The sequence below is a fragment of the Oligoflexus sp. genome (assembly GCF_035638955.1).
Classification (GTDB): Bacteria; Bdellovibrionota_B; Oligoflexia; order Oligoflexales; family Oligoflexaceae; genus Oligoflexus.
This window is the reverse complement of the sequence record NZ_DASQYZ010000175.1, coordinates 37,464-59,008: the sequence shown is the minus strand read 5'-3', so window position 1 is coordinate 59,008 and position 21,545 is coordinate 37,464. Positions and strand designations below refer to the sequence as shown.

The 21,545-nt window shown below is 51.5% G+C and carries 17 protein-coding genes; 6 read left to right on the top strand and 11 right to left on the bottom strand.

Going from position 1 to position 21,545, the window contains the following annotated elements; all coding sequences use genetic code 11:
• Positions 1–306: 306 nt before the first annotated feature.
• Positions 307–1,164, bottom strand: coding sequence for an OmpA family protein (locus VE954_RS16560; RefSeq protein WP_324954698.1), 858 nt, complete (start codon positions 1,162–1,164; stop codon positions 307–309).
• A gap of 198 nt (positions 1,165–1,362) precedes the next feature.
• Between VE954_RS16560 and VE954_RS16555 the strand changes: the two genes are divergently transcribed.
• The gene (locus VE954_RS16555) at positions 1,363–1,710 is read left to right on the top strand and encodes a hypothetical protein (RefSeq protein ID WP_324954696.1); all 348 of its coding nucleotides are present in this window, start codon (positions 1,363–1,365) and stop codon (positions 1,708–1,710) included.
• Here VE954_RS16555 and VE954_RS16550 read toward each other — a convergent pair.
• Positions 1,677–3,308, bottom strand: coding sequence for a glycosyl hydrolase family 28-related protein (locus tag VE954_RS16550; RefSeq protein WP_324954694.1), 1,632 nt, complete (start codon positions 3,306–3,308; stop codon positions 1,677–1,679). The genes VE954_RS16555 and VE954_RS16550 overlap by 34 nt on opposite strands.
• Before the next feature lie 310 nt (positions 3,309–3,618).
• Between VE954_RS16550 and VE954_RS16545 the strand changes: the two genes are divergently transcribed.
• On the top strand, positions 3,619–4,041 hold the full coding sequence (locus VE954_RS16545) for a hypothetical protein (protein ID WP_324954692.1): 423 nt from the start codon (positions 3,619–3,621) through the stop codon (positions 4,039–4,041).
• Positions 3,938–5,713, top strand: coding sequence for an ATP-binding protein (locus tag VE954_RS16540; protein ID WP_324954703.1), 1,776 nt, complete (start codon positions 3,938–3,940; stop codon positions 5,711–5,713). The genes VE954_RS16545 and VE954_RS16540 overlap by 104 nt, the downstream gene beginning before the upstream one ends.
• A 63-nt stretch (positions 5,714–5,776) precedes the next feature.
• Here VE954_RS16540 and VE954_RS16535 read toward each other — a convergent pair whose 3' ends face one another.
• The 4 genes from VE954_RS16535 to VE954_RS16520 form a co-directional block, all read right to left on the bottom strand.
• The gene (locus VE954_RS16535) at positions 5,777–8,125 is read right to left on the bottom strand and encodes a D-arabinono-1,4-lactone oxidase (RefSeq protein WP_324954690.1); all 2,349 of its coding nucleotides are present in this window, start codon (positions 8,123–8,125) and stop codon (positions 5,777–5,779) included.
• Positions 8,126–8,374: 249 nt separating this feature from the next.
• On the bottom strand, positions 8,375–8,860 hold the full coding sequence (locus VE954_RS16530; protein WP_324954688.1) for a hypothetical protein: 486 nt from the start codon (positions 8,858–8,860) through the stop codon (positions 8,375–8,377).
• Positions 8,857–10,656: a PQQ-binding-like beta-propeller repeat protein gene (locus tag VE954_RS16525; protein WP_324954686.1), complete on the bottom strand. Its 1,800-nt coding sequence runs from the start codon at positions 10,654–10,656 to the stop codon at positions 8,857–8,859. Before VE954_RS16525 ends, VE954_RS16530 begins: the two co-directional genes overlap by 4 nt.
• Positions 10,657–10,825: 169 nt before the next feature.
• Positions 10,826–11,401: an IS5 family transposase gene (locus VE954_RS16520; RefSeq protein WP_324954684.1), complete on the bottom strand. Its 576-nt coding sequence runs from the start codon at positions 11,399–11,401 to the stop codon at positions 10,826–10,828.
• Between the two features lie 144 nt (positions 11,402–11,545).
• Between VE954_RS16520 and VE954_RS16515 the strand changes: the two genes are divergently transcribed.
• Positions 11,546–13,504 (top strand): methyl-accepting chemotaxis protein, encoded by a 1,959-nt coding sequence (locus VE954_RS16515; protein ID WP_324954683.1) that lies wholly within the window; start codon positions 11,546–11,548, stop codon positions 13,502–13,504.
• Between the two features lie 38 nt (positions 13,505–13,542).
• Here VE954_RS16515 and VE954_RS16510 read toward each other — a convergent pair whose 3' ends face one another.
• The 4 genes from VE954_RS16510 to VE954_RS16500 all read right to left on the bottom strand — a co-directional run bounded on the left by VE954_RS16510 (position 13,543) and on the right by VE954_RS16500 (position 16,214).
• Positions 13,543–13,830 (bottom strand): hypothetical protein, encoded by a 288-nt coding sequence (locus tag VE954_RS16510; RefSeq protein WP_324954681.1) that lies wholly within the window; start codon positions 13,828–13,830, stop codon positions 13,543–13,545.
• The gene (locus VE954_RS43825; RefSeq protein ID WP_349263827.1) at positions 13,712–13,999 is read right to left on the bottom strand and encodes a sulfite exporter TauE/SafE family protein; all 288 of its coding nucleotides are present in this window, start codon (positions 13,997–13,999) and stop codon (positions 13,712–13,714) included. Before VE954_RS43825 ends, VE954_RS16510 begins: the two co-directional genes overlap by 119 nt.
• Before the next feature lie 404 nt (positions 14,000–14,403).
• Positions 14,404–14,790, bottom strand: coding sequence for a response regulator (locus VE954_RS16505; protein WP_324954679.1), 387 nt, complete (start codon positions 14,788–14,790; stop codon positions 14,404–14,406).
• Between the two features lie 179 nt (positions 14,791–14,969).
• On the bottom strand, positions 14,970–16,214 hold the full coding sequence (locus VE954_RS16500; RefSeq protein WP_324954677.1) for a hypothetical protein: 1,245 nt from the start codon (positions 16,212–16,214) through the stop codon (positions 14,970–14,972).
• A 395-nt stretch (positions 16,215–16,609) separates the two neighbouring features.
• Here VE954_RS16500 and VE954_RS16495 point away from each other — a divergent pair, with 395 nt between their 5' ends.
• A complete protein-coding gene (locus VE954_RS16495) occupies positions 16,610–18,313 on the top strand; it encodes a M48 family metalloprotease (protein WP_324954675.1) in 1,704 nt (567 codons plus the stop codon).
• 307 nt (positions 18,314–18,620) lie between these two features.
• On the opposite strand, the gene VE954_RS16490 is transcribed toward VE954_RS16495, so the two are convergent.
• Positions 18,621–18,869: a hypothetical protein gene (locus tag VE954_RS16490; RefSeq protein ID WP_324954674.1), complete on the bottom strand. Its 249-nt coding sequence runs from the start codon at positions 18,867–18,869 to the stop codon at positions 18,621–18,623.
• A gap of 260 nt (positions 18,870–19,129) precedes the next feature.
• Between VE954_RS16490 and VE954_RS16485 the strand changes: the two genes are divergently transcribed.
• Positions 19,130–21,262: an ATP-binding protein gene (locus tag VE954_RS16485; RefSeq protein WP_324954672.1), complete on the top strand. Its 2,133-nt coding sequence runs from the start codon at positions 19,130–19,132 to the stop codon at positions 21,260–21,262.
• Positions 21,263–21,545 lie beyond the last annotated feature (283 nt).

Here is a 21,545-nt window from a genome sequence, read left to right as displayed (position 1 = left end):
TACTGCGCTCGTCGTGCGAGAATGATTCTACCGCATTTTTTGTGAGTCTTGTGCGCTCGGGGGCAGGCGAGGTGGAAACCATTGTCAATTGAAGAAAGATTCCAAGTTGGTCGCAAAACGCTTGGAATCTTTGATGCCCGTGTTCAGGATTTGCCAGGAGCGAGTAAACTTGCAGAATGCCTAGGCAAACCTTCTCCACGCATCGAAGTCATGGCCAGCAGCTATTACTCTCCGCATGCCACGGAAGATCTGCTGTTGGATTGCTTTGGGCACCTTCTTCGCAATGGGGCGACGGTGGTCTGTAAATCAGTGAGCGTACTTCGCATCGTCCAGAACCGGTTCCTCAGCAAGAACCCCAAGGTGTGGAATGATAACGATTTCGATACGACGATTCCTTTGCCGGGAAGCGTCGTCGATGTTCGGACCCTTGGGGTGATGCTCACCATAGGAAGCGGCACTCAACTGGCTTGCTGGAACGCCTGTTTTAATAAGGATGTCGACCACGGCCATGGCGCGTCCATGACCAAGATGCCAGTTCGAGGCGTATCGACCGCCACGTATGGGATTATTATCCGTATGACCTTCGATCTGCAGGCGTTTATCATTCAGGGACTGCAGGATCCTGCCAAGTTCCATAAATGTATCCTGGCCGCGCTCGGATATCTGCGCTGAACCAGACGCAAACAGGATATCGGACGGAAGTGACAACACAAGTTTGCCATCCACCAGCGAGACGGTGAGATCCTCAGATTCAATAAGCTTCTTTAATTTATTGCGATACGCTTCAAACATCTTTTTCTGTTCATCCTTGGACCGCGCGGCAAGGCCCAGGGCTTTATCTTTCTCATCCAGTGATTCCGACAATTCCCGATTGGCCGCCTTGGCTCGTTCCAGTTCGAGTCGGGCTGCTTTTTGTTTATTATCCAGGGAATGAAGTTCACTGTTCAGTTCACCCACCTGAACGTTATAGGTATCAACATGTTTACGCAGACGATCGCGCTCGTTCTGCAGGCGGTCGAGTTCATTTCGTGTTTGCATGAGTCGTGTTTCACTTGCAGCCAGGCGGCGCTCAAGGAGCGTGTGCTCACTGGCGCTGACACAGCCAAAACCAAGGGCGAACAGAAGAAAAAAGGCCGAAGGCAACTGCAACTTCAGATGCTTCATAAAACCCACCTCACAATATCGGCATAGCTCCTTTCGTATCGGTTATTTATGGCTCTTTCTTCAATTTGGTCTGATTGCGTATTGATTCAAGTTATTTATAGGCCAGAAATTTGGCTTCATCAGTATTCTATTCATTGTCCTCCTGGATCGTCGGCGCAGCGAAGGCTGGTGCAGAAATAAGGCAATAAGCTGGGAGCGATGACGGCTGGCAATAATGGGGCGCATCATAGAACCAGGAAATGGCTCTCAGACCAGCATGCCGAGGTCTTAACTGAAGCGATGATCGGCCCGGCGGCGGCCAATCCTTTTTATCGCGAGGTTCTAGCGGTCAGCCCTACCCACTACTTTGGCTTGCGCGTGCCTTTGCTGAAGGATGGAGCCATCGAGTCGATCTTCGAGCCTGTGCCAGTTCAAAAGCCTGATGCCATTGTCAGCAGGGCTTTGGCGATGCCCGAAATCCGTGGCTTCGTCAATTGGATGCGCTTTCCAATTTACGAGGTTCAAGCGCGACCTCACCACCTTTGGAGCAGGCGCCTTCTGAGCTGATCCTCATACAAAGACGGTGGATCAAGATTCTCCCCCGCTCCTATGCCTTCTTTCCAGTCGACTGGTTCGGTTTTTCTGCCCCCTGGTGTGGTCACCTCGTGGGCCGGTCCCTGGGTTCCAATGATGAAACCAGGACCCCACTGCTGGGAATGGACGATAGTCGATTGCCCTGTCCTATAGCGAAGTCCATGAGTATTCCAAAATACAGATTGGGTGCTTGTTTGCCCATGCTTCATCGTTCCATAGTCACGATATCTCGCTTCGAGTTGGTCGCCATCCACACGCATGGAATCAAAGAGAACGGCCTGGGAGAGATGCATGTGAAAGTCGGTCGTCATATACCCCTCACGCGCTTCGCAACGCAGGAAAACGATCCCACTTGAACCCATGGACTTCACATCAAAGTTATGACGCCCGCCGGTTGCCTTCGAGTTTTTGACCAGAACCTCCTGGGCATTCTGCAATTCAAAAAGGTATCCATTGCCACCGGCTCCCTTATACTGCGGGTAGGAAAGCTCACTCCCATCAACGGTTATAAAGCGAACTTGATGCAGGGCTATCCCACCGGACAAAAGATGCACCGGGCTTTTATTTTCAGGCAATTGAAAGCTGCTGATGCCATGGATCCAGCTATGCTGCACATGATTGAAGCGGAGCAGGAATGCCCGGTGAGACTGATAGCCAGCTGTACCCTGCTGGCTGAAATCATTCTCACCCAAGCCTGGAATGGTTTGCTCCGCCATGCCAAACGCCAAATTCTCAATACCAATTTCCAGCAGAGGTGCTTGAACCTTGTGAACGCGAGCCATATCTCGAACTTTAAGTGGGAAACGCAGGGGAACATCGACCAGGACGCGTCCTGTCATCGGATCAATATCGACAATCTCACGATAAAAGTGAGGGCCTTCAAGTCGTTGGTCCCACAATCCTTCCATTCCAAGTTCTTTGGCAAAATCCAACGTCACATCACTGCGGATGATGATGGCATCACCTTTCTGAAGACCAGTATGAGTTTTCAGATCAATGAAACGTGAGCGTTCGGCGCTGTCACGGACTAAAAAATGCGGAGGTTCCTGGCTCGACTGTTTCCACGAAGCGACAGGAGGAGCGACACGAATCAGGCTATTATCGCGCATCTTCGTCTCTCTCGTGAAAAGCTGGGTCGCAGCGCCTTCACCCCGCAGAATGATGCCAGAACTTTGTATTTTCAAGGCAGTTTTCTGACCCGGCGGCACCTCAAGTTTAAAGCGACCCGCGGGAATCAACACGACACCTCCTCCCGCTGCCGCTGCATCATTGATCGCCTTTTGAATGGCAGGGGCTGCATTGGATTGCCCTGTTGCATCCGCAAAATAAGGCGCATCGGTCACCCGACGGATGGATGCTTGGCTTTGATCGGCGGTTCTCACCTCGCTACGTTGGTAACCGGCAAAGGAAAAGTCATGCAGGAAGTTGCCTTTGGGATCCGTCCACTCAGGGGTCCAATCATTGGGATACAGAGCACTTCGCCAGTGGGATGCGGGGGGCCCGGTTTCACCATGCATCGGATAAAAAGGACAAGTCACAGCCAAAATCATGCCAATTAAAGTTTTGCGCACTTTCACCTCTCCATTCTTTGCGTCGTATATGACATGAAAGGCTGGCGCGAAGCACGAAAAAAATTGAAATGCTTGGCTGAAAAAACCGAGAAGAATCGTCTCTATTTGCGAACATGCAAGTTCAATATCAGGTCAGACTTTCTGCTGTTGTCAAAAAGAAATGGACGGGACTCCTGCGCGAAGCCTTCCCGGATGGACAGTTTTTCGATCGAAATCCACGCCCCCAATAGCGTATAATGACCAAAATCCTTCGCGTTAACGTGAGTCGCTGCAATCGTGAGCTGATCAGGACGCAAAACAGGGAGTTGGGATGGGAAAGTTGCGCTTGAGTCTTGGTTGCATAATCCTAAGTATTATTGGTATTTTGCCCCTCCATGCGCAGACCGTGACGGACCCCTGGGATTTCTATTGGCAGCGATTCATCGAACCTGAAGCCCTGACTGAGGCACCTGACTACAAAATCAGCGGCAGCAGTGGCTGGAATAAGCTCCTGGATAAAACCAGCGGCAAGCCTCTCGGTCCGGAAGGTTACGGGACCTATCGTTTGGAACTGACCCAGCTGAGCCCTCGCAAGGACGGCTATGAGCTGCATTTCCCATTTCTATCAGCTCATGATCGCCCTGCTGTCCATGTTCGCGTTGGTTGTGATGGTGCGGGCCATCCGCATGCAGATGGAAGGCGCGAAGCTGGCGCTTGGCAGTGCGCTCGTTCTCGTGGTAACGATAGCCTATGATATCCTCGTCTCGTACAATGTGTTTCCTCAGCCTTATATCATGCAGTATGGCATTGACGTCTTTGTCTTCCTGCAGAGTCAGGTCGTAGCTCGACGCTTTGCGACCGCGTTTCGAACTGCTGAACGCTTGCAGAATGAACTCCAGATCGAAGTGGATCGCCAGACACAGGATATTCGTTCCCTCATGGAGCATGTGCCTCAGGTGATTTTCCTGGTGCTCGATGATATGACTATCCAGCCGCATTATTCCCGGTATCTCGAAGATATTTTGGGTCAAAAGGAATTGAGTGGGCTGTCGGTCACCGAACTCCTCTTTCAGGGTCATTGCATCACCCCGGAACAAAGATCCATCATTGAGACAATTATGCTCAGCGCCTTTGGTTCCGACTTGTACGCCTGGGACGTGAACTCCTGGCAGTTGCCGCGCGAGTTGAATTTCACCCGAGGCGACGGACAGCAGCGCATCCTGGAGATCGACTGGAACGCCGTGGTCAGTAAATCTCAGGAAGTGGAACGGCTTCTCATCACCATCCGCGACGTGACCAGCATGCGGGCGTTACAGGTGGAAAAGCAGCATCGACAGGCGGAACTCGACTGTCTGATCGAGCTCCTTGGCGCGGAGCTCGGGACCCTGCCGCGCTTCTTCGAGCTGGCGAATATTCATCTGGAAAAAAGCCGCAACAAGCTGAATTCCACGGAGGCGACTGATCAAATCAAGCGCCTTGTGTTCATTGAGTTGCATAGCTTGAAGGGTCTGGCCCGATCCCAGGGACTCAGGCGCCTGACCAGCGCCGTGCATGATGCCGAGCAGCATTACGGCCCCAATGAAAAGTTCCAACGCGAAAAATTGCAGTCGGACCTGACTGAGCTCGCGGCACGCCTGCAGGAATATCAGCTGATCTATCAGCAGAAAATCAGCCGCGAAGCCAACAGTGGCGCCGAACTGCCTCTGGAAAAGCACCACCTCGTTCTCTTGGAATCGAAGCTGCACCCGCTACAAGATAACCTCCCGCTCGATGCGCCTTCGCGGGAACTGATGCATGCGGTGCAGGACTTTCTGAGTGTCTACCTCTATCGGTCGGCCCAGCATGTCTTCGATGGGATGTTGAAGGAAGTCGATCGACTGGCTGTGGATCTTGGCAAGGAAAAACCCCGCGTGAGTCTCATCGGCCTGGAAAGTCTCATGCTTCGGCCCCGAACCGAAAACATGGTGCAGTCCTCCTTTTTGCATGTTGTGCGCAATTCCCTGGATCATGGGATCGAGAATGCCCAGGAACGTCTGGATCAAGGCAAGGCCCCCCAAGGTCACATCATGCTGGTGGTGCGTGAAGTCGATGGCCGTTTTGAAATCACCTACGAAGACGATGGCCGCGGCGTGCAAATCTCCAGGATCGAAAAGAAAGCCCGCGACCAGGGCCTCTGGAAATTGACCCGGCCCATGACCGTTAGCGAGGCCACAGAAATGCTCTTCCATCCGGGTTTTTCGACCAAAGATACGGTCAGTGAAATCTCCGGGCGCGGGGTGGGACTGGATGCCGTGCGGATGCAGTATCGGGAACTTGGCGGCGACGTCATCTTCAATCTGGACGGCGTGGATATTGAAAACGCCAGCAGCCTTCCTTTTCGTCTCTGGGCCTATCTGCCGTCTCATGTGGCGGCACGGGTGTCCTGATGCACCCGATGTCCCTCAGCAGGTGCATGCTTTCATATAATCCTGGGTGGGCAACTTCCTATTTCAGGGCTTCAAACAGACCCGCGCTTCAGAAAACTCCAGACCGGGTCGGCAGACATATCCAGTTCCGCAATCACTGTCCGCTTCACAAAAGCAATCATGGCTTCGGGCACAGGCTGGATAGCGGAGACTGACGTCCTTGCCTTTCAAACTGCGGAAGAAATCATTCTCGAACAAGCCTTGGGGATCCAGGTTCTTTTGGACCTTCAAGAAATTGTGCCAATCCGGATAACGCTCACCCACTCCAGTAAAGACCGGCCGGCTGTTTTTTCCCCAGTGCGGGCGACCCTGGTATTTATGCAGGCTTAACTGCAAAATTTCATCATAGACTTGGACGGACTGTTCAAAAATATCCTGCTTGTCCACGGTTGGGATATGGATTTCAAACATCACAGTGTCCTCGCCGCGCGCCATGGACATCCAGGATTCCGCAGCTGGACTGAAGCGCAGGTAAAGACCAAGCACAGGGAAACAACCGTGATCCTTGGCGAGCACCTGCCGAACATCTTGCATCCAATTTTTCAGCTGCGACAGAGGAATTGCCACTTCAATGCTTCGATTTTTAGCACCGTAATCCCAAGGACACTTGCCAGCAGCACAAGCTGATCCCAGCATTTTATAGGCAAAACCCACAGGTCTTTTCCAATCGTCGGAACCTACATTCTTCACAGGAGCCAGCCAGACTCGTGAACGTATAGCCTCACCGGTGCATTGCAAAATGCGGGGGCCAGCGTTGATGAGGGTATATGGCAGATCTCCAACCCAACGGAAGGCTCCGGCGGTGCTGCTCCAAAGATTATTTTCTGAATCACCGTACTTGCTGACCGGAACCTTATCAAAGTATTCCAGGACATAGCGTCCCGCACCGGCAAACCAGGATACCCGACCATAACTGTGCTGGCGGACAAGCGTTTCAATCGTGTGTTCCAGGCTTTCATCGCTTTCGGCTTCATAGCCATACTGCAGTTTGAATTCCGGCTCCACGCGCAGAGTGATTTGCGTTACCACGCCCAGGACACCCAAATGGGTTGCATAGCGCCGGGCTTCTGCTCCTGTGTAACGATGCAGTTCACCTTGGGCATCAACCAATTCGAGAGCTTCAACATATTCGCTCATGCTCACCGGCAAAGTCAGAGAGGAATGGTGGGCGGCAGTGGCAATTCCGCCGGCAATGGTAATACCGGTGTAATCCGCAGTCGTGGCAAAACTCAAACCTTGGAGATGCAGGGCCTGGCCTAATGCTTCCACTGTCACACCGGGCTCTACAGTCACAGTCAGAGCCTTCGGATCCACGGCCAGAATCCGGTTCAAATGTTTGACATTGATCAGCAGGCCGCCTTTTTCCGGACAAAGAATTTCACTGTAGCTGTTGGGTTTATCAATGGAGACGACTTTAATCTTCAGCTGACGCTCTGCAGCCAGGCGCACTGCGGCCTGAACAGCTTCCAGATTTTCTGGTTCAACTATGCTTTGGGGATAGCATTGAATCGATCCCGAGTAGTTGGCAAAAATCTTTTGGCCCAGAGCTTGAGGATCCACTTCCCCTGCTTCGTTTAAATAGCCCGTGATATAAAAAATACCTCGGCTTAAAAGTTCCGCGAATTTCGGGTCCAGCTGCGTGTTATCATCGTGGCCCAGAGTGGTGGCGAAGATTTTGGCTTTGCCGGCCTGATGCAACCAGGCAACAGTATGATTACCCGATTTCAACAAGGGTATGACATTCTCCTGCAATTTCAAAGTCTGGTAACGCTCATCCCGCGCCAAAGTCCAATGTTCAGGCAAATTTCGAATGATCGGATGTGATCCCACTTTATCGACGGTAAAAGGACCGATCAAATCGTGATTAACAGTATCCATCCCAGTCAGCTGCCAGAATGCAGGAAATTCTTCCTGAGGCCAGGCCTTTGACCAGGATTTCTTCAAACGCTTGGTTTTGCCCAATCCGTGGACGCCAGGATCCGTTGAGCTCCAACGGAAATTGTGCATCGCGCAGTGCAGGAATACGGTTGGGACCCCGCTACTGCGAATTTCCTGATTCAAATTTCTCAGCAGAGCCAGATCGGTGTTATCGGCAAAACAGGCATTATAAATGAACAGCTGATAGCCTTGCAAAAAACCCGGCTTTTTCAATAAGTCCAGACTGTCCTTGCTTTTCCGCCCCACCACGGTAAGGTCGAGGTTGATGTTTTGGTAAAGAATTTTTTGCAGATTTTTTTGAGTTTGATTGTAGTTGTGATAGCGATTGTTAAAATCGGTCACATACAGCGTGCGCAATCCTGCGTCCGCAAAAGCCAGCCCTGCACTCAAAAAGCAGCAACTCATAACCAGATATCGAAAAAGGTATGACATCATACTAGGGGTCCCTCAGCGTTGTGGGGGGCATTATTAATGGAGTCCGAGGAAGGCGTCAAGGCCGCATCGTCCGTTTGGATAGGAATTCAGGGTCAACCTGGAGCCAGGATGGAGAAGTTTTGTAAAAAGCCTCCGAAACTTTGAGTGCTTACAGGACAAAGATGGAGTTGGCATCGTAAGTATCGTCTGGAAGCATGGCATTCATTGGCCATACAGATGGTCATGGGAGGCGAGCCCCCACTTTAAAAATTATTGTAGCTGGAATGGATAGAGTCCGACCATGAGCCTCACATCCGCATTCTTCGGCCAGGGCGTTCCACGCGGGATAATCTGCTCGATCACGCGATGGTCACCGGCGCCCGAATGCACAGTCGGCCCCCGCATGAAACTTATCGTCCGGCTTTGGGTCCGATCCGTCACCAGAAAATCGAAATCCTGGTCAATCCCTCCGCGCACTTCGGCCGTCAACAATCCATCCTGAAAAAGGTTCGGAGCGCGGATTTTTAACGAAAGAAGCGCAAAATCCTGCGGCTTTGGCACCGATGGAGAGTCTGCGGTCAGAAACGTGCCTGCCATCGGCATGCGCAGATCCTTGTTGAGAAGCCCTAAGCCGGCAATGGCTGGGACATAGGTCCAGTCACTGCCAGCTGCCGGATTGGCAAAGAAGCTCGCCATCGAACCCGATCCCTGATCGGCCTGGAGCTGCCCCCGGAATTCGAGGGACTTCAATTTCACCTTGATCCCTTTTCCACCAGGCTGACCAGCCAGTAATAGCTATCAAAACCGATCTGATTCAAACTCGGCATCATGGAGGGCTGATTGACCGAGAGGCGGCGCACTTCAAGAACGTCCGCGAATGCAGCTGGCGAAGACCAGGGCAGCGCCTTCAAATGCTGATCTGTGACCTTCACCTGCAAGGTATCGGTGAATGCCGTGAATCGGCTGCCACCGATTTCCAAGGCTCCAACCTTCAGCCCATGGCTCATCCATTGGCTATCGATCGACACCTCATACGTCTGCCCCGGCGTCCAGAAATCCCGCGGTCTGATGAAGATCGTGTCCGCATCGGCCGAGACCTGCCATTCGAAGGGAATCTCCGGATTCAGTTTGATTTTGGTGCGACCGAGCCAGGCATTGACACCACCTGGCTGCCTCTTGCCATCCTTGTTTCGTTCCAGTTTCAAAGCCATGATCGAGGCAGCGCCGATGGCCGAGGATTCGCCTCGTGGAACAATGCGCGACCCTGGAGTCAGGACGTGCGCGACGATCCCATCCGGAGACTCGGGCAGATTCACGAGACTTCGAGGATCCTCCGGATGCAGGAGGGGGTAATCATACGGCACCGACCAGATCGTCCCATGTTCCCCACCTATGATCACCGCAGTATCGGAAAGAGTCGGCGATGCATTCAAATCATTGCGATCCGCCAGCTCAGAACTCCTGGAATTGGTGTCAAAGGCCCAGCGCAGCCTGCCATCGGCATTGACCGCGTAGAGCAGGCCGTTACCACCGCCGAAATAGATCACATCCTCTCCATCCGGCCCTTGATTGACCACCGGCGATGAACGAACCACATCATGACTGTCAAAGGACCAGAGCTGTTTTCCAGTGAAATCCAAAGCGTAGAGCCGACCATCCGTGCTCGTCGCATAGATCCGCGAACCCGTTACCGCGACCGAACTGTAGATGTGGTCTTCTGAGTTGAAAGTCCAAAGAATATGGCCGCTATTCCGATTGAGTGCATAGACCTTGTGATCGAACGAAGTGCCGATCACCATATCTTCAAACAGAGCGAGTGAGCCGGAATTGAAACCCAGGCTGCGCTGCTCCCACATCACCTTGCCGTCCGATATCCGCAGCTTGCGAAAGTGAAAATCCAGGGAAGCAATATAGAGATAGCCTTCCTGGTCGAATGCGGCCGCTGACCAGTTCATATTTCTCGCCGGAAAGGACCAACGCAAGGATCCGTCAGCACCGACCGAATAGAAATTCCAGTTGGTGTTGCCCGCGTAGAGATTACCATCAGGCCCGATCGCCACATTGCCTTCGAACCAGTTGTAGCCCTTGCCATTGGGATGCGGGTGAGCGGCGGCATCAAAGGTCCAGAGCTCCTCAGGCTGCGAGCGGCTGTCTTCCTGAAGTTGAAGCTGATGCAGATACCCGTCACCTGAGGGCACGGTCAGATAGCGACCGTTCGCGTCGCGACTGAGGGCTGCGGACGAATCGATGATTTCACCAGTCTTATAGCGCCAATTCAAGGAACCATCGGCAGCTATCGAATAGAACCAGGTGTCAGCTGATCCTACAAAAATGGATCCCTGATCATCGATGACCGCGCTGCTGAAGATGCCTTTACCAGTTTGATAGGACCAAGTCTGGCGCATCGCGTCGGATTGGAAACGATGATTTTGGTGGCCATTGTTCCTTGGATCCCCACGAAACAAAGGCCACTGCCCATGCGGAGTCAGGCCCGCAGCGGACAGCTCGGTGCAGAAGCTTAGAATTATTCCTGCCTGGAATAAGCGCAACATGGATTCTCCTTTGCAGTTGAACTGTGGGAAGGTATCTCATCCTGCCATTGAAATCCTGAACAAAGTAGGGAACGATCCGAGAAAATATGTTTTCCTCGCTTTGGAATATTTGCTGGACCCAAAATGAAACATTGTCTTTACATCGCCAGGTGTATAGGACGATGAATTATCAGTCGACGCTGACAGCAGGTGCAGCTGAAGCAGGTTGGTCGACCGCGCCCTGCCTTGGAATTCTGATTTTGTTCAAGACCGATTCCACTTGCGTCGAATCATGGACCAGGCCTCCCGTGATCACTACCGAAAGTGGGACACCATTCTTATCGCATGCAAGGTGGATCTTCGTTCCGAATCCACCGCGGGACATTCCTAGCGCATGACCAGAGGGTTCGCTCTCAGGACTTTTTTTTGCTCCGGCGGCGGATCGACTTGATCGGATTATGGTGGAATCGATAAACGCTTCCGATATATCAATGTATCCATTCTCGTCCAGTTTTAGATGAAATCGAGACAGCATTTTTTCAATGGTTCCATCTCGACCCCACCGACGAAATCGGTCGTATACTGTCTTCCACGGACCATAGCGTTCAGGCATCTCACGCCATTGAGCTCCGCTGTATAGAACCCAAAACATCCCGTTTAAAAGCTCGCGGTGATTTTTCCACTGGCCACCTCTGTTGCCATTCATAGGAAGCAGATCTTCAATCAACTCATACTGCTCTTTACTAAGCTCATGCCGCCGCACCATCGCCTCCTTGCGAGATCGCGGCAATGTATCACAAAATTAGGCAATCGTCAGACACAGCCTGGAATGACGAAATCTTCATCATAAATAGGGTAAAGGTTTTAACCCATTGGACGATGGAGGCAAGCATATCGAAGGGGGTCGCTGATGCGGATTTTGTCCCGTTTTCGCAACCTGCCCATGCAAGCCAAGACCTTTTGGTCCCTTGGTATCATCGGCGGATTGAGTTTATCCGGCATGGGTTTGGGGTTTTTATGCTCCCGGATCGTGGCCGCGGACTATGCTCATATGGTGAATTCCAACAGCCGCCTGGAAGTACTATCGATTCGCATCGCCGATCATATCCATCGTGTGTCCCGTGACGAGTTCGCCTATATCATGAAACGTGATCAAGCTATGATCGAGCGGCGCAAGGAATCCTTGTCTCATGTTTTTGAGGATATATCTGAGGTGAAAGCTTTGGACCAGGATGTGATTCCACGGACCCAGGTTGAATCCTTCGAAAGCGAGATCAAATCCTATCAGACCTATTTCGATGTCATCAGTCAGCGTTTGGTTGAAGAAGGCGATGCTTCCTCGGGGTACCTGGGCGAATTGCGTGTTGTCGCACATAGCATGGAAAAAATTCTGAAGGAAAATAAATCACCGGACCAACCGCGGGTCATGGTGTCCTATCTGACGATTCGTCGCCATGAAAAAGATTATCTTGCCAGACGGGAGCGATCCTATATTGATAAGATGGATCAGGAGATAACCTTTCTCGAAAAATTTCTGAAAAATAATTCTCATTTCAAACCAGAAGAACGTGCCGGCATCCTTTCCGGTGCTGCCGCGTACAAGGAAAAGCTGGGTTTGATCAATAACGGTTATACGGATTTGATGGCACAAAGGCAAAAGCAGGAAGGCGCGCTCCAGAACATTGAAAACTTTATTATCAAGGTCAATGAGCAGGTCCGGATTTATAACAACGCGCATATGAATTCTCTCCAGACGCTTGTCAGTACCGTGAACTTCATTTTCCTGGGCGCGGCAATCCTGACCGTCCTTGTCATTATTTTGTCCACCCGCGAGTTTTCTGCTTTGACCCGCAGCTTAATCGATCTATCGCACATCATCCGCAGTTCCGGCGAAAAAAATCTGAAGGCTTCAGTGTCTTTGCAAAGCACATCGGAAAAAACTTCAACTGCGGTCAGTGAACAGGCGTCTGCCATCCAGGAAACAGTATCGACCATCAACGAGATATCCGCGATGGTGGACAAGAGTGTCGAGAGCGCGAATATGTCGGCGCAAAAAGCCGAGATGAGTCTTCACATTTCCACGGAAGGCAAGGCTTCTGTGGCCAATATGCGGGAAGCGATGGAGGCGATTCAAGGCGCCATGTCGGGGATGATAGACCAGAATCAGGCGGGGAACCAGCGTATGGTGGCCATGCTGAGCATCATTGAAAAGATAGCCGAGCGGACTCAGGTCATTAACGAGATCGTTTTTCAGACCAAGCTCTTGTCTTTCAATGCTTCGGTTGAGGCAGCGCGAGCAGGCGAGAACGGTAGAGGCTTTTCCATAGTCGCAGAGGAGGTCGGGACCCTGGCCCGTATGAGTGGTGAATCGGCCCGCGCTATCACAGAGCTCCTGCGGACCAGCCGTGCGGAAGTTGCTGCCATCATCGAGGAGTCACGCGGTCAAACGGAAAGGCTTTCCCAGGCAGGTGCTGATAAGGTAGCGGTTGGCATGCGCATTGCCAATCGTTGCGAAGAAATCCTATCGGAAGTCGTTGAACACGTAAGTTCCGTAAAAGCGCTGATGGGCGAAATTTCATCGGCAGCTCGTGAAGAGGCTGATGGCATTCATAATATCACGACTGCGATGAATGAACTCGATGAGACCACGGCCATCAATTCCAACATGGCCCATGAAACGATGACGTTGTCCAGCATGCTCAATCGGGAAGCCCAAACCCTCAACCGGGCCGTACTCAATCTCAGCGGGATCGTCCTGGGCCAAAATCATTCCGTGGCAGCCCAGCCGGATGATCGCGAAGCTCCAGCCGATTTTGATGAAGATGATCATGATGAAGAAAGTCCGAAGCCGCTGCACCTGGCGTCCTGACCAAATTTCGATCTGGATTCAAGCTCCCGATGCACGAATCAGGAAGAGGGTTTGCACCGGGGCCTGAGCACTTTATAAAGAGCCATGACAATCAAAACTAGGCCACTACCGAACAGCACAATATTCGCGGCTGTATCCCAAAAACGCTTCAACAGCATCGATGCATGAGCCGCGAAAATCAGCAGGACAAACAGCAGCTGCAGGCTATCATTGCGCGAACGATGCGCGATGGAGGCTCCCAATTGAGTGCCCCCAATGACATCCGCCATGAGCAGCAGGGCAATGGGAATATTCGATAGGCCAGCTCCATAGGTGATGGCGGCCATTGGCACTCGTTAAAAATACAGTCGCGAGGCTGGTGCCCACGGCTTCCTTGATGCTGCAGCCGCCTAATAAAACAAAGGCCGGAATATAGAAAAATCCACCACAAAGACCGGTCAGAGCCGAAAGAATGCCGACCAGAAACCCCACTATATCAGGGGCCACCAAAGGAATCGCATGAGGATGCCCGCTCGAGCTTATTGTCGAATTTTACTCGAAATAAGTTGTTGGTATTATTTGGTTTCTTTTGGAGAAATCTCGAAGAAGCTCGATAGCAAAGAAAGACCCCAAATGGCGGAAGCTGTTTGGGGCTTTTTTTAAGGAAATGTTCTATCCAACCATTCGATGTTCGTCGCGGCTCATAGGAAACGCAGTTGACCACCAACTGTCTGGTATAAGTTTTTGCTAAGAAATCCATGATTGCAGGTCTTGAGGCTCAGATTCACCATTGTGAACTCTTATAGAGCCTTACGATTTTCATTCCGGTCGAGAAGCGACAGTCCTTTTGTGGCCAGGGGATTTGCTGGGACGAGGTCAGATGGGGTTCGTTGATGACGGGTTTGTATTTCCCTACAGCCTTATATTATTTTGCGGATCGGGGATTTGATCAGTATCGAAATCAACTTCAAAAATTTGTTGAACTCGACCGGTTTGTCTATGAAAAAAACATTTTCATAGACCTTTGCCGAATCCTGGATGATTGGCACGAAGGCCGATAGAAAAATGACAGGAACAGACTGATTCGGTATTTGCAGGTTGCGCAGGATACTGAGGAATTCCATCCCGTTGATCACGGGCATCTCGTAATCCGTGACGATCAGATCGAACGTGTGTTTCATGCAGGCCAGCAGAGCTTCAGCACCATGATTGCTGACGATGACCTCCTGCACCTGAAACGACTCGCTTATAATATTCTCAAGCAAATCCGATATATCCTTGTTATCATCGACAATTAAGATTTTCACAGTCAACCCCTCAAATATTTACCATAAATCCATCATTTCATTTTAGCTGAAAGTTGATTTTCGGGAAGTGCATCAAGAAAAAATAATTCCAGGCGGGTCCTGGACAAACCGCCTTTGGACTGATTCAGTTTATGGTTTCGAATTTCCGGCAAGAAGTACCCCCAGCAAAGACCAATGAATTATTGAAGGGCCGTTTCCACAATGGATGTTGCTGTCCGATACATGGCGGAGGATAATGGACTGCTGACGCTGGAGCCTATCGGGTGTGCACTGCCATTCCAGGTTCCTGCGGTTAAGCCAAGGGCACCTGTCGAGAAATCACAGGAGTTGCCGCCAGCGGACACGAGATAGCCCGACAGTGGAATGGCTGCGGCGCTGCTCGGATCAGCCGAGGCGGTCTGCAAGGCTGCACAGTGAGGAGCACTTTGAGAGGAATACATGCCGTCAATAGTCGCGCCGAGGAGAAAACTGAACGTCCCCCCGGACGCGTTGGCTGCAGTATTGCACGCCCGTAACAGGGATTCCGCACCTGAAATTCTGGGGGCAGTTTGATCCGTGTCAACGCCTGGTAATTCCCGAACCAAATAGTAGGGGGCGGCGAGTACCCGGTAGGTTCTAATAGTGAGGTTTTGGATATTGAGGCCGGTCAAGTACCAGCTGTCCTGATAGGTAATCCACATCTTGTCGTCATCACCGCTGGCATCCCCTGAAGTTGAGACCTGGCTTACAACCGGACCTTTGAATGCAGTGCCCAACTCGATAGCACCAAGAATGTAAGTTCCCTGGTTCACGTCGGTTCCGTCCGATGATTTCACAAAACAAGCCATCTTTGCTTTTGTGGCGAAGTCCACATTCTCCACATAACGAATCCTTGTATAGAGTTCCGTAGCCACACGGGAAGGGAAGTTGGTCCACGGTCCATCTTGAATCTGAGACACATCAAAATCTGAATTCGAGTACGTTGTGCCAGCACTCGTGATAACCGCTTCGTTGATACGTGTATGATAGCGGGGGAAAAGGCTGGTCAAAAGCCCATCCGTTGCAGTCAGGGTATACTGGTCAATGCCCGTCGAGTTGGGCCGAAAAATTGTAGTGCCGGGTTGGTTGTTGACAAAACCCGAATAGAGATTGCCTTCCGCATCAGCTTTAAGACCAGAAATATTTTGGTAGCGACTCTTCTCTTCGCCGCTGAGGGTCGCCCAAATTTCAACTTCATACATATCGACCAAGGTCACAACACCCGGTCCATCCCCGTTGGGAGCAGACAGCCAGACACGTATGCGATTGAGAGTCATATCCTGTCCTTCGATGGCTTTTTCAGGGTAAGCATCCATGACAAGGATGGCATTGCCTTCCTTTTCTTCCTCATCCTTCTGACAAGACGTAAGACTTGATGAAAGAACTAAAGCAGCGATGGCGCTCACGAAGCACTTTCCAGACATCATTTGATTTGACTCCGTTGATTCATGAAAGCCTTTTCGGCTTTCCTTCTGGCAACCCACGAAGAACCCGCTAAATAGCTAATTTTGGTCAAAGAGCATCCTGCCGACGGGATTCGACTCTGAATTTTGCCGTAATTGAGTGCCTTTATAATAGTTCATGTGGATTGGAATCAGGCCGGGTGCGGATGTGAGCGCATGGAGGAGCTTACCGTGGCTCAGGTTTCAACGGAATGCATTACATTGATAATATACTGCCTGGTAATGTTGATATTGTCGTAACAGGAGCGAAGTTTACTTGAATTATTCGGAATTCATCCTTAAAATTGGCATGATTTCGAGAATAATTCATTCAATTTCTGAATCTGGTTGGGGTGAAAATGCGAAAAGGAATTCTATGTGCAGAACTCTTTCTGGTCTGTTTTATCTTTTTGCCAGTTTCCTGCAAAACCAATAGCTCTGTCCTTCAGCATGACAGCGGCCAATTTACAAACCAAGCTTCACCCTGGCAATGGCTGGCTCGCGATCGTCAACAATTTCTGGCTATGAATCAATTCCGACTCGATTTCCTCGGAAAAACGCCAGTTGAATTCTCTGATCCTCGGCAGGCCAAGGTGCAGATCATGCTCGATCGCATCCACCAGCAGCTCAGTCAGCACCATCCTGCAATCAAGGACATTCCCAAGCCCCAAGCTATTGTACTCGTCAATTCGGTTGGTGATCCCGACGCCAGCCTGAATGCAGCGGCTTGGGATGGTGGTCACTGCTACAATCTCGCGATCGAAACCAAAGTCACAGGCGCAGAAGGCGGTTCCACTGGAACATACCCGCTTCGATTAAATACCGCCGGAGGAAGTTTGGATAGACAATGGACACCCTGTGATCAGGCTCTGTCTGTCAGGCAGGAGAGTCTTGCTTCTCTGCAAAGTTGGTTGCAGTTCCATTTGCCATCCTGCCTTATAGAAGTTCGTAAACCTGGACTTATTTTCCGGGACCAGGACCAGCAAAAATGTCCTATGGCTATGTCGGCAAAGCAGCTTCAGCTTCCGCATATGCTGAACTGGATCAGTGTTGACGCCGGTCTCTTGAAAAATTTTTCAGAGGCCGAGATTTATGCGGTGTTGGCTCATGAGGTTTCTCACTACTATCGCGCTCATACTGTCCAACCCCTGGGCGCATATTCCTATTTTTTCGCCAATGATCGCAATCGAGTGGGAAAACCGCTCCGCGACCCTCAAATGGATGAGAAAGGCCGGAAAATTTTAGAAGCCGTTAAACAACTCCGTATTGATCGAAAGGTGGAAGGCTCCGTGTATCCACCGCTTCTGCTTGCCATAGCGGGTGAAGCCTATATAGGTCTCAATTTTTCCAAAAAAGGCTATTGCAGCCAACGCTGGTATAGAGAGGTTGCATGCACAAACCCTTGCAACGCACTGCATCAGTTGGCAGAAAATAGGGACTATTTCACAATGCTCGACCTTATTGCTGCGTTTGACGGCGATATCAATCCAGTTGCCTATCTTAACGCTGAAAAAGTGGCCGTAGATTGCTTTCACTCCTTGACGTTTAAGAACCCTGGCATCGCCAAAGGCTTTATCGATGCTTTAAATCTCCAACAGAAGTTGCTGAAATTGCCCCCCTTGAGCGAACAAAATTTTACCAGCCTCCATGAGTATGGAATTGCGCTCAACGTTGAAATGCCCAGGATTGTTCAAGAGCACAATGCTCCTGCTGTGGCTTTCCTGCAGGATGCTGCGATAGATCAGGATCTGGGATTCTATAGCAAGGAAGTCGAAGCTGACGAACTGGGGCTGGAAATCTACCTGCGAATGGGGTTTGATCCGAAGGTCATGATTGAAACTTTCGTGAAACTCGCTGAAGATGAGACCAACCTTGGTGTGCCTTTGGCATTTGGCGAAGTCGGGGGAAAAGAATGTCGGAAGCTCATGGATTTGGACTGGTCCAAGCGTCCACCCATAGCGCGCATGACAGACGAACATCTCTCGCCTTGCTACAGAGCTTTCAATATAGCGGAAGAGCTGCGCAGGCATCGTGAATACTACCAAGGATTCTCTCAACCTTAATCGATGACCTTTACATCCGACTGCCAACGACCTGAACGTAAGGCCAGGAAATACTTTTACCTCGGAGGATGGTCCGTTTGTGGTCAGGAAGGTGGCGCGTCATCTGCCTGGCATGCCCCGCCGTGAGCCTCCGCTTTTGCGTGCGGATTCGGGGTTTTGCAACAACGCAATGTTCAAGGCCAGCAAGGAGATCGACTTGGTTCTTTGATGGCCATGCAGGAGAATATTTACAGCCCGCTTCTGCGCCGGCGCATCCCCTGGCGGGCGGCCCGGAGGGATTTGTCACCCTGAAATGTGACAATTGCGTTTACTCGTCCCATCTTGCGCGTGCCGCAGAAAACAACTGGGCCAGGGCCTCATCCTTGAATTTTTGCATGCGGTCGGTCAAGGATCTTGAGAGCATACGGTTGTTGAAGGAAACCGATGGATTCTCGCTCGCGGTCTGCTTGCGAATGCTTTCGAAACCAAACACATTACACTTGTTAGCGCCCCACTTGTTGGCCTTGAAAATTACAGTCTTTTGGCGAGGGATAATCCAGGCCTCATCCGCAGACACCGCTGAGCGGGATCCCGAAAGTTGACCGTATATTGCCTCCTTCTGTTTCGTAGCCTGGAGCCCCGTTTTCGCAGCCCGACACAGGGCTTGCTACGGCTCGGGCGACGCTTTTTCAAAGCCATCAGGACCAGCACTCGCCACGCCTTGTCCAAAGGTCTCATGAACTTTAATCGCCGTGCTCCTGACAAGGCACGAAACCGCGAAGGGCTGTTTAGGTGATATAATGGTAGGAACATCGAAGTCGATAGGAAGTCATCCCCATGCAGCGAGTCGCAGCTCGAATTGAAAGCCTGCTCAAATGGGCCTACAACGTTACCGAGGAGCGTTTTCCGGATCTGGTCCACAGGACCGAAGTCGTCGGGGCCATCTGGTTCGCATTGATTGCCGTCATCACTTACATAGTCTACATTCCAGTTTTCCTTTTCGTGTTCCCTAACTTGCAAGCGGCGGCATCACTCGTCCTGGTTGGTCTCTCCAGTACCGCCCTGAGCCTCTGGATCATGCGCCGGTACAAAAGCCTGTACCATGCGAACCTGATAGGGTGCATCGGCGGGGCGCTCAATATGATAGCCATCTCCTGGGTATCGGGAGGCGCATGGAGCACGGCGTTTGCATGGATTGCGCTGTCGGTGATTTCAATCTTTCTCATAACGACCACGAAAACCGGCGTCTACTTCACAATAGTCTTCGCTTCTCTTGCCGGTGCTGTGGCGGTTTCGATTCATCCGCGAGAGTCAGGGGATTGGGGCTTTCAATTTCCACTCTTCAGTCAGCGTCACGTCTACTTCAATGCCATCATCCAATTCGGTTCCATCCTTTGGGTGGGGTACTTCGCCTATATCTTCAAGTCAAAGCAAACGGCGGCCCTCCTCGAGTCGGAAGTCGCGAAAAAAAGAGTGAGGACACTGCTTGACCATATTCCACAAGGCGTGCTTTCCATCGAGGCGGACGGCCGGATATCGAACGATTTCTCGGCCCACCTGGCCGACGTCCTCAACACGACCCCGGCCGCCGGAATGAGCTTTAAAGACCTCGTGCTGGATCGCTGCACGATGGGATCGGACGAAAAGGATCAAGCGTGGCAGGCCATCCTCAGCTCCGCAGGCGAGATTTCCCTTAACTTCGACATCAATGTGAGCAAGTTGCCGACCGAGTTTGTGTTCGTCGGAGGCGGGTCCCCCAGGTACCTGAAGGCCACCTGGAACGCTGTGATGGACGGCGGCTTCACGACTCAGATCTTGGTCACCTTGCTCGATGTCACCGAGGAGAAGGCACTGGAAAGGGAAACGCAGGTCCAAAGGAGCGTCCTCGAACTGATCCAGGAGCTCCTCATCGTGCCCGCAGGGAAGATGTCGCAATTCTTCTCGACCACTATCCCGCTCCTCAGCGAAAATCGAAGGATCGTGGAGAACGTTGAAGTTCCGCTGACGGATTCGTCCGTGCGCATGCTCTTTGTCAATGCGCATACGGTGAAAGGAGCGGCAAGGACCCTGCAGCTCAAAGCTCTAGCCCGTACGATTCACGACATGGAGGAACGTTATGCCGACATTATCAAGCGGGGTTTGCCAATCGATCGCAAGCGTTTGAAGGACGACGTCGATGAAGCCTTTCGCGTCCTCAATGCCTACGTTTCCGTGAATCGGGATAAGCTGAACCGGACGGACAGCTATAGCAAGGTCATCATCGAGCGGGATTTTTTGGAAAGCCACTGCCATGTGATGAAAGATATGATCAAAGGGCCCTTTGTTGATGTCGAGAAGATCGTGCTCTGGCTCAGGGACCAATGCGATGCGCTTACGAGCATGATCTTTGAACAGCTTCCGGGCATTTTCGATGGATACAAGGAGCAGGCTATCAAGATCGCTCGCGATATAGGCAAGGCCGATCCGATATTTGATTTCCAGATCGACCCAGTCTCGATCGGACCTGAGCAAAGGATAGCCATCGACAACTGCATGATCCACATCCTGCGCAACTCACTTGACCACGGAATCGAGATGCCAGCCGAGAGATTGGCGGCAGGCAAACCACAGAGCGGTTTCCTGTCCATAGCAGCGCAAGCCGGGGAGATTGCGGTCAGGATTACGATTCGTGACGACGGGCGGGGATTGGCACTTGGTAAACTCCGTGAAAGAGGTTTGCAGAGTGGCATGCTCAATAGCTCCAGCTCCGATCTGGAAGTGGCCCAGACCATCTTCGCTCCAGGCACGTCGACGGCCACCGCAGTTTCAGATATTTCCGGCCGGGGGATCGGGATGAGCGCGGTCCGAAGTTTTATCGAAAAGGTCGGGGGGACCATCACGATACAACTCAGAGAGAGGAAAGACCCCGCAGGGAATTTCTGCGATTTCGCGTTCGAAATCACGCTGCCCCTGGGTCATGGCGCTCACTAAAAGCGCGTTAAGCAAGGATTACAGTCTGCCGCCCGGCTGTTTTACGATGCAACCGCAGGCAAGTCATCAATTTCCGCAACTGATACCCGGGGCCGCTGGTTGTCCAGACATGGTCAGTGTCTGATCGAAAAGTTCCAAGGCAGAAGAGCCTTGATGTCATCGGCGGAAGTGGCCCTGGTATACCTACCCCGTCCTCGCCTTCTTGAGCACCTACAAATACGCATGGGGTCGACCTCTGACAGCGTAATTTCAGAACATCCAACTCAAAGATATCCTGACAGCT

Excerpts from the sequence above, each read along its gene's own strand:
- VE954_RS16525 (WP_324954686.1), bottom strand. The coding sequence starts at position 10,656 with ATGTTGCGCTTATTCCAGGCAGGAATAATTCTAAGCTTCTGCACCGAG.
- VE954_RS16495 (WP_324954675.1), top strand. The coding sequence starts at position 16,610 with ATGCGAAAAGGAATTCTATGTGCAGAACTCTTTCTGGTCTGTTTTATC.
- VE954_RS16515 (WP_324954683.1), top strand. The coding sequence starts at position 11,546 with ATGCGGATTTTGTCCCGTTTTCGCAACCTGCCCATGCAAGCCAAGACC.
- VE954_RS16545 (WP_324954692.1), top strand. The coding sequence starts at position 3,619 with ATGGGAAAGTTGCGCTTGAGTCTTGGTTGCATAATCCTAAGTATTATT.
- VE954_RS16485 (WP_324954672.1), top strand. The coding sequence starts at position 19,130 with ATGCAGCGAGTCGCAGCTCGAATTGAAAGCCTGCTCAAATGGGCCTAC.
- VE954_RS16540 (WP_324954703.1), top strand. The coding sequence starts at position 3,938 with ATGTTCGCGTTGGTTGTGATGGTGCGGGCCATCCGCATGCAGATGGAA.
- VE954_RS16520 (WP_324954684.1), bottom strand. The coding sequence starts at position 11,401 with ATGGTGCGGCGGCATGAGCTTAGTAAAGAGCAGTATGAGTTGATTGAA.
- VE954_RS16510 (WP_324954681.1), bottom strand. The coding sequence starts at position 13,830 with ATGGCCGCCATCACCTATGGAGCTGGCCTATCGAATATTCCCATTGCC.
- VE954_RS16535 (WP_324954690.1), bottom strand. The coding sequence starts at position 8,125 with ATGATGTCATACCTTTTTCGATATCTGGTTATGAGTTGCTGCTTTTTG.
- VE954_RS16560 (WP_324954698.1), bottom strand. The coding sequence starts at position 1,164 with ATGAAGCATCTGAAGTTGCAGTTGCCTTCGGCCTTTTTTCTTCTGTTC.
- VE954_RS16555 (WP_324954696.1), top strand. The coding sequence starts at position 1,363 with ATGACGGCTGGCAATAATGGGGCGCATCATAGAACCAGGAAATGGCTC.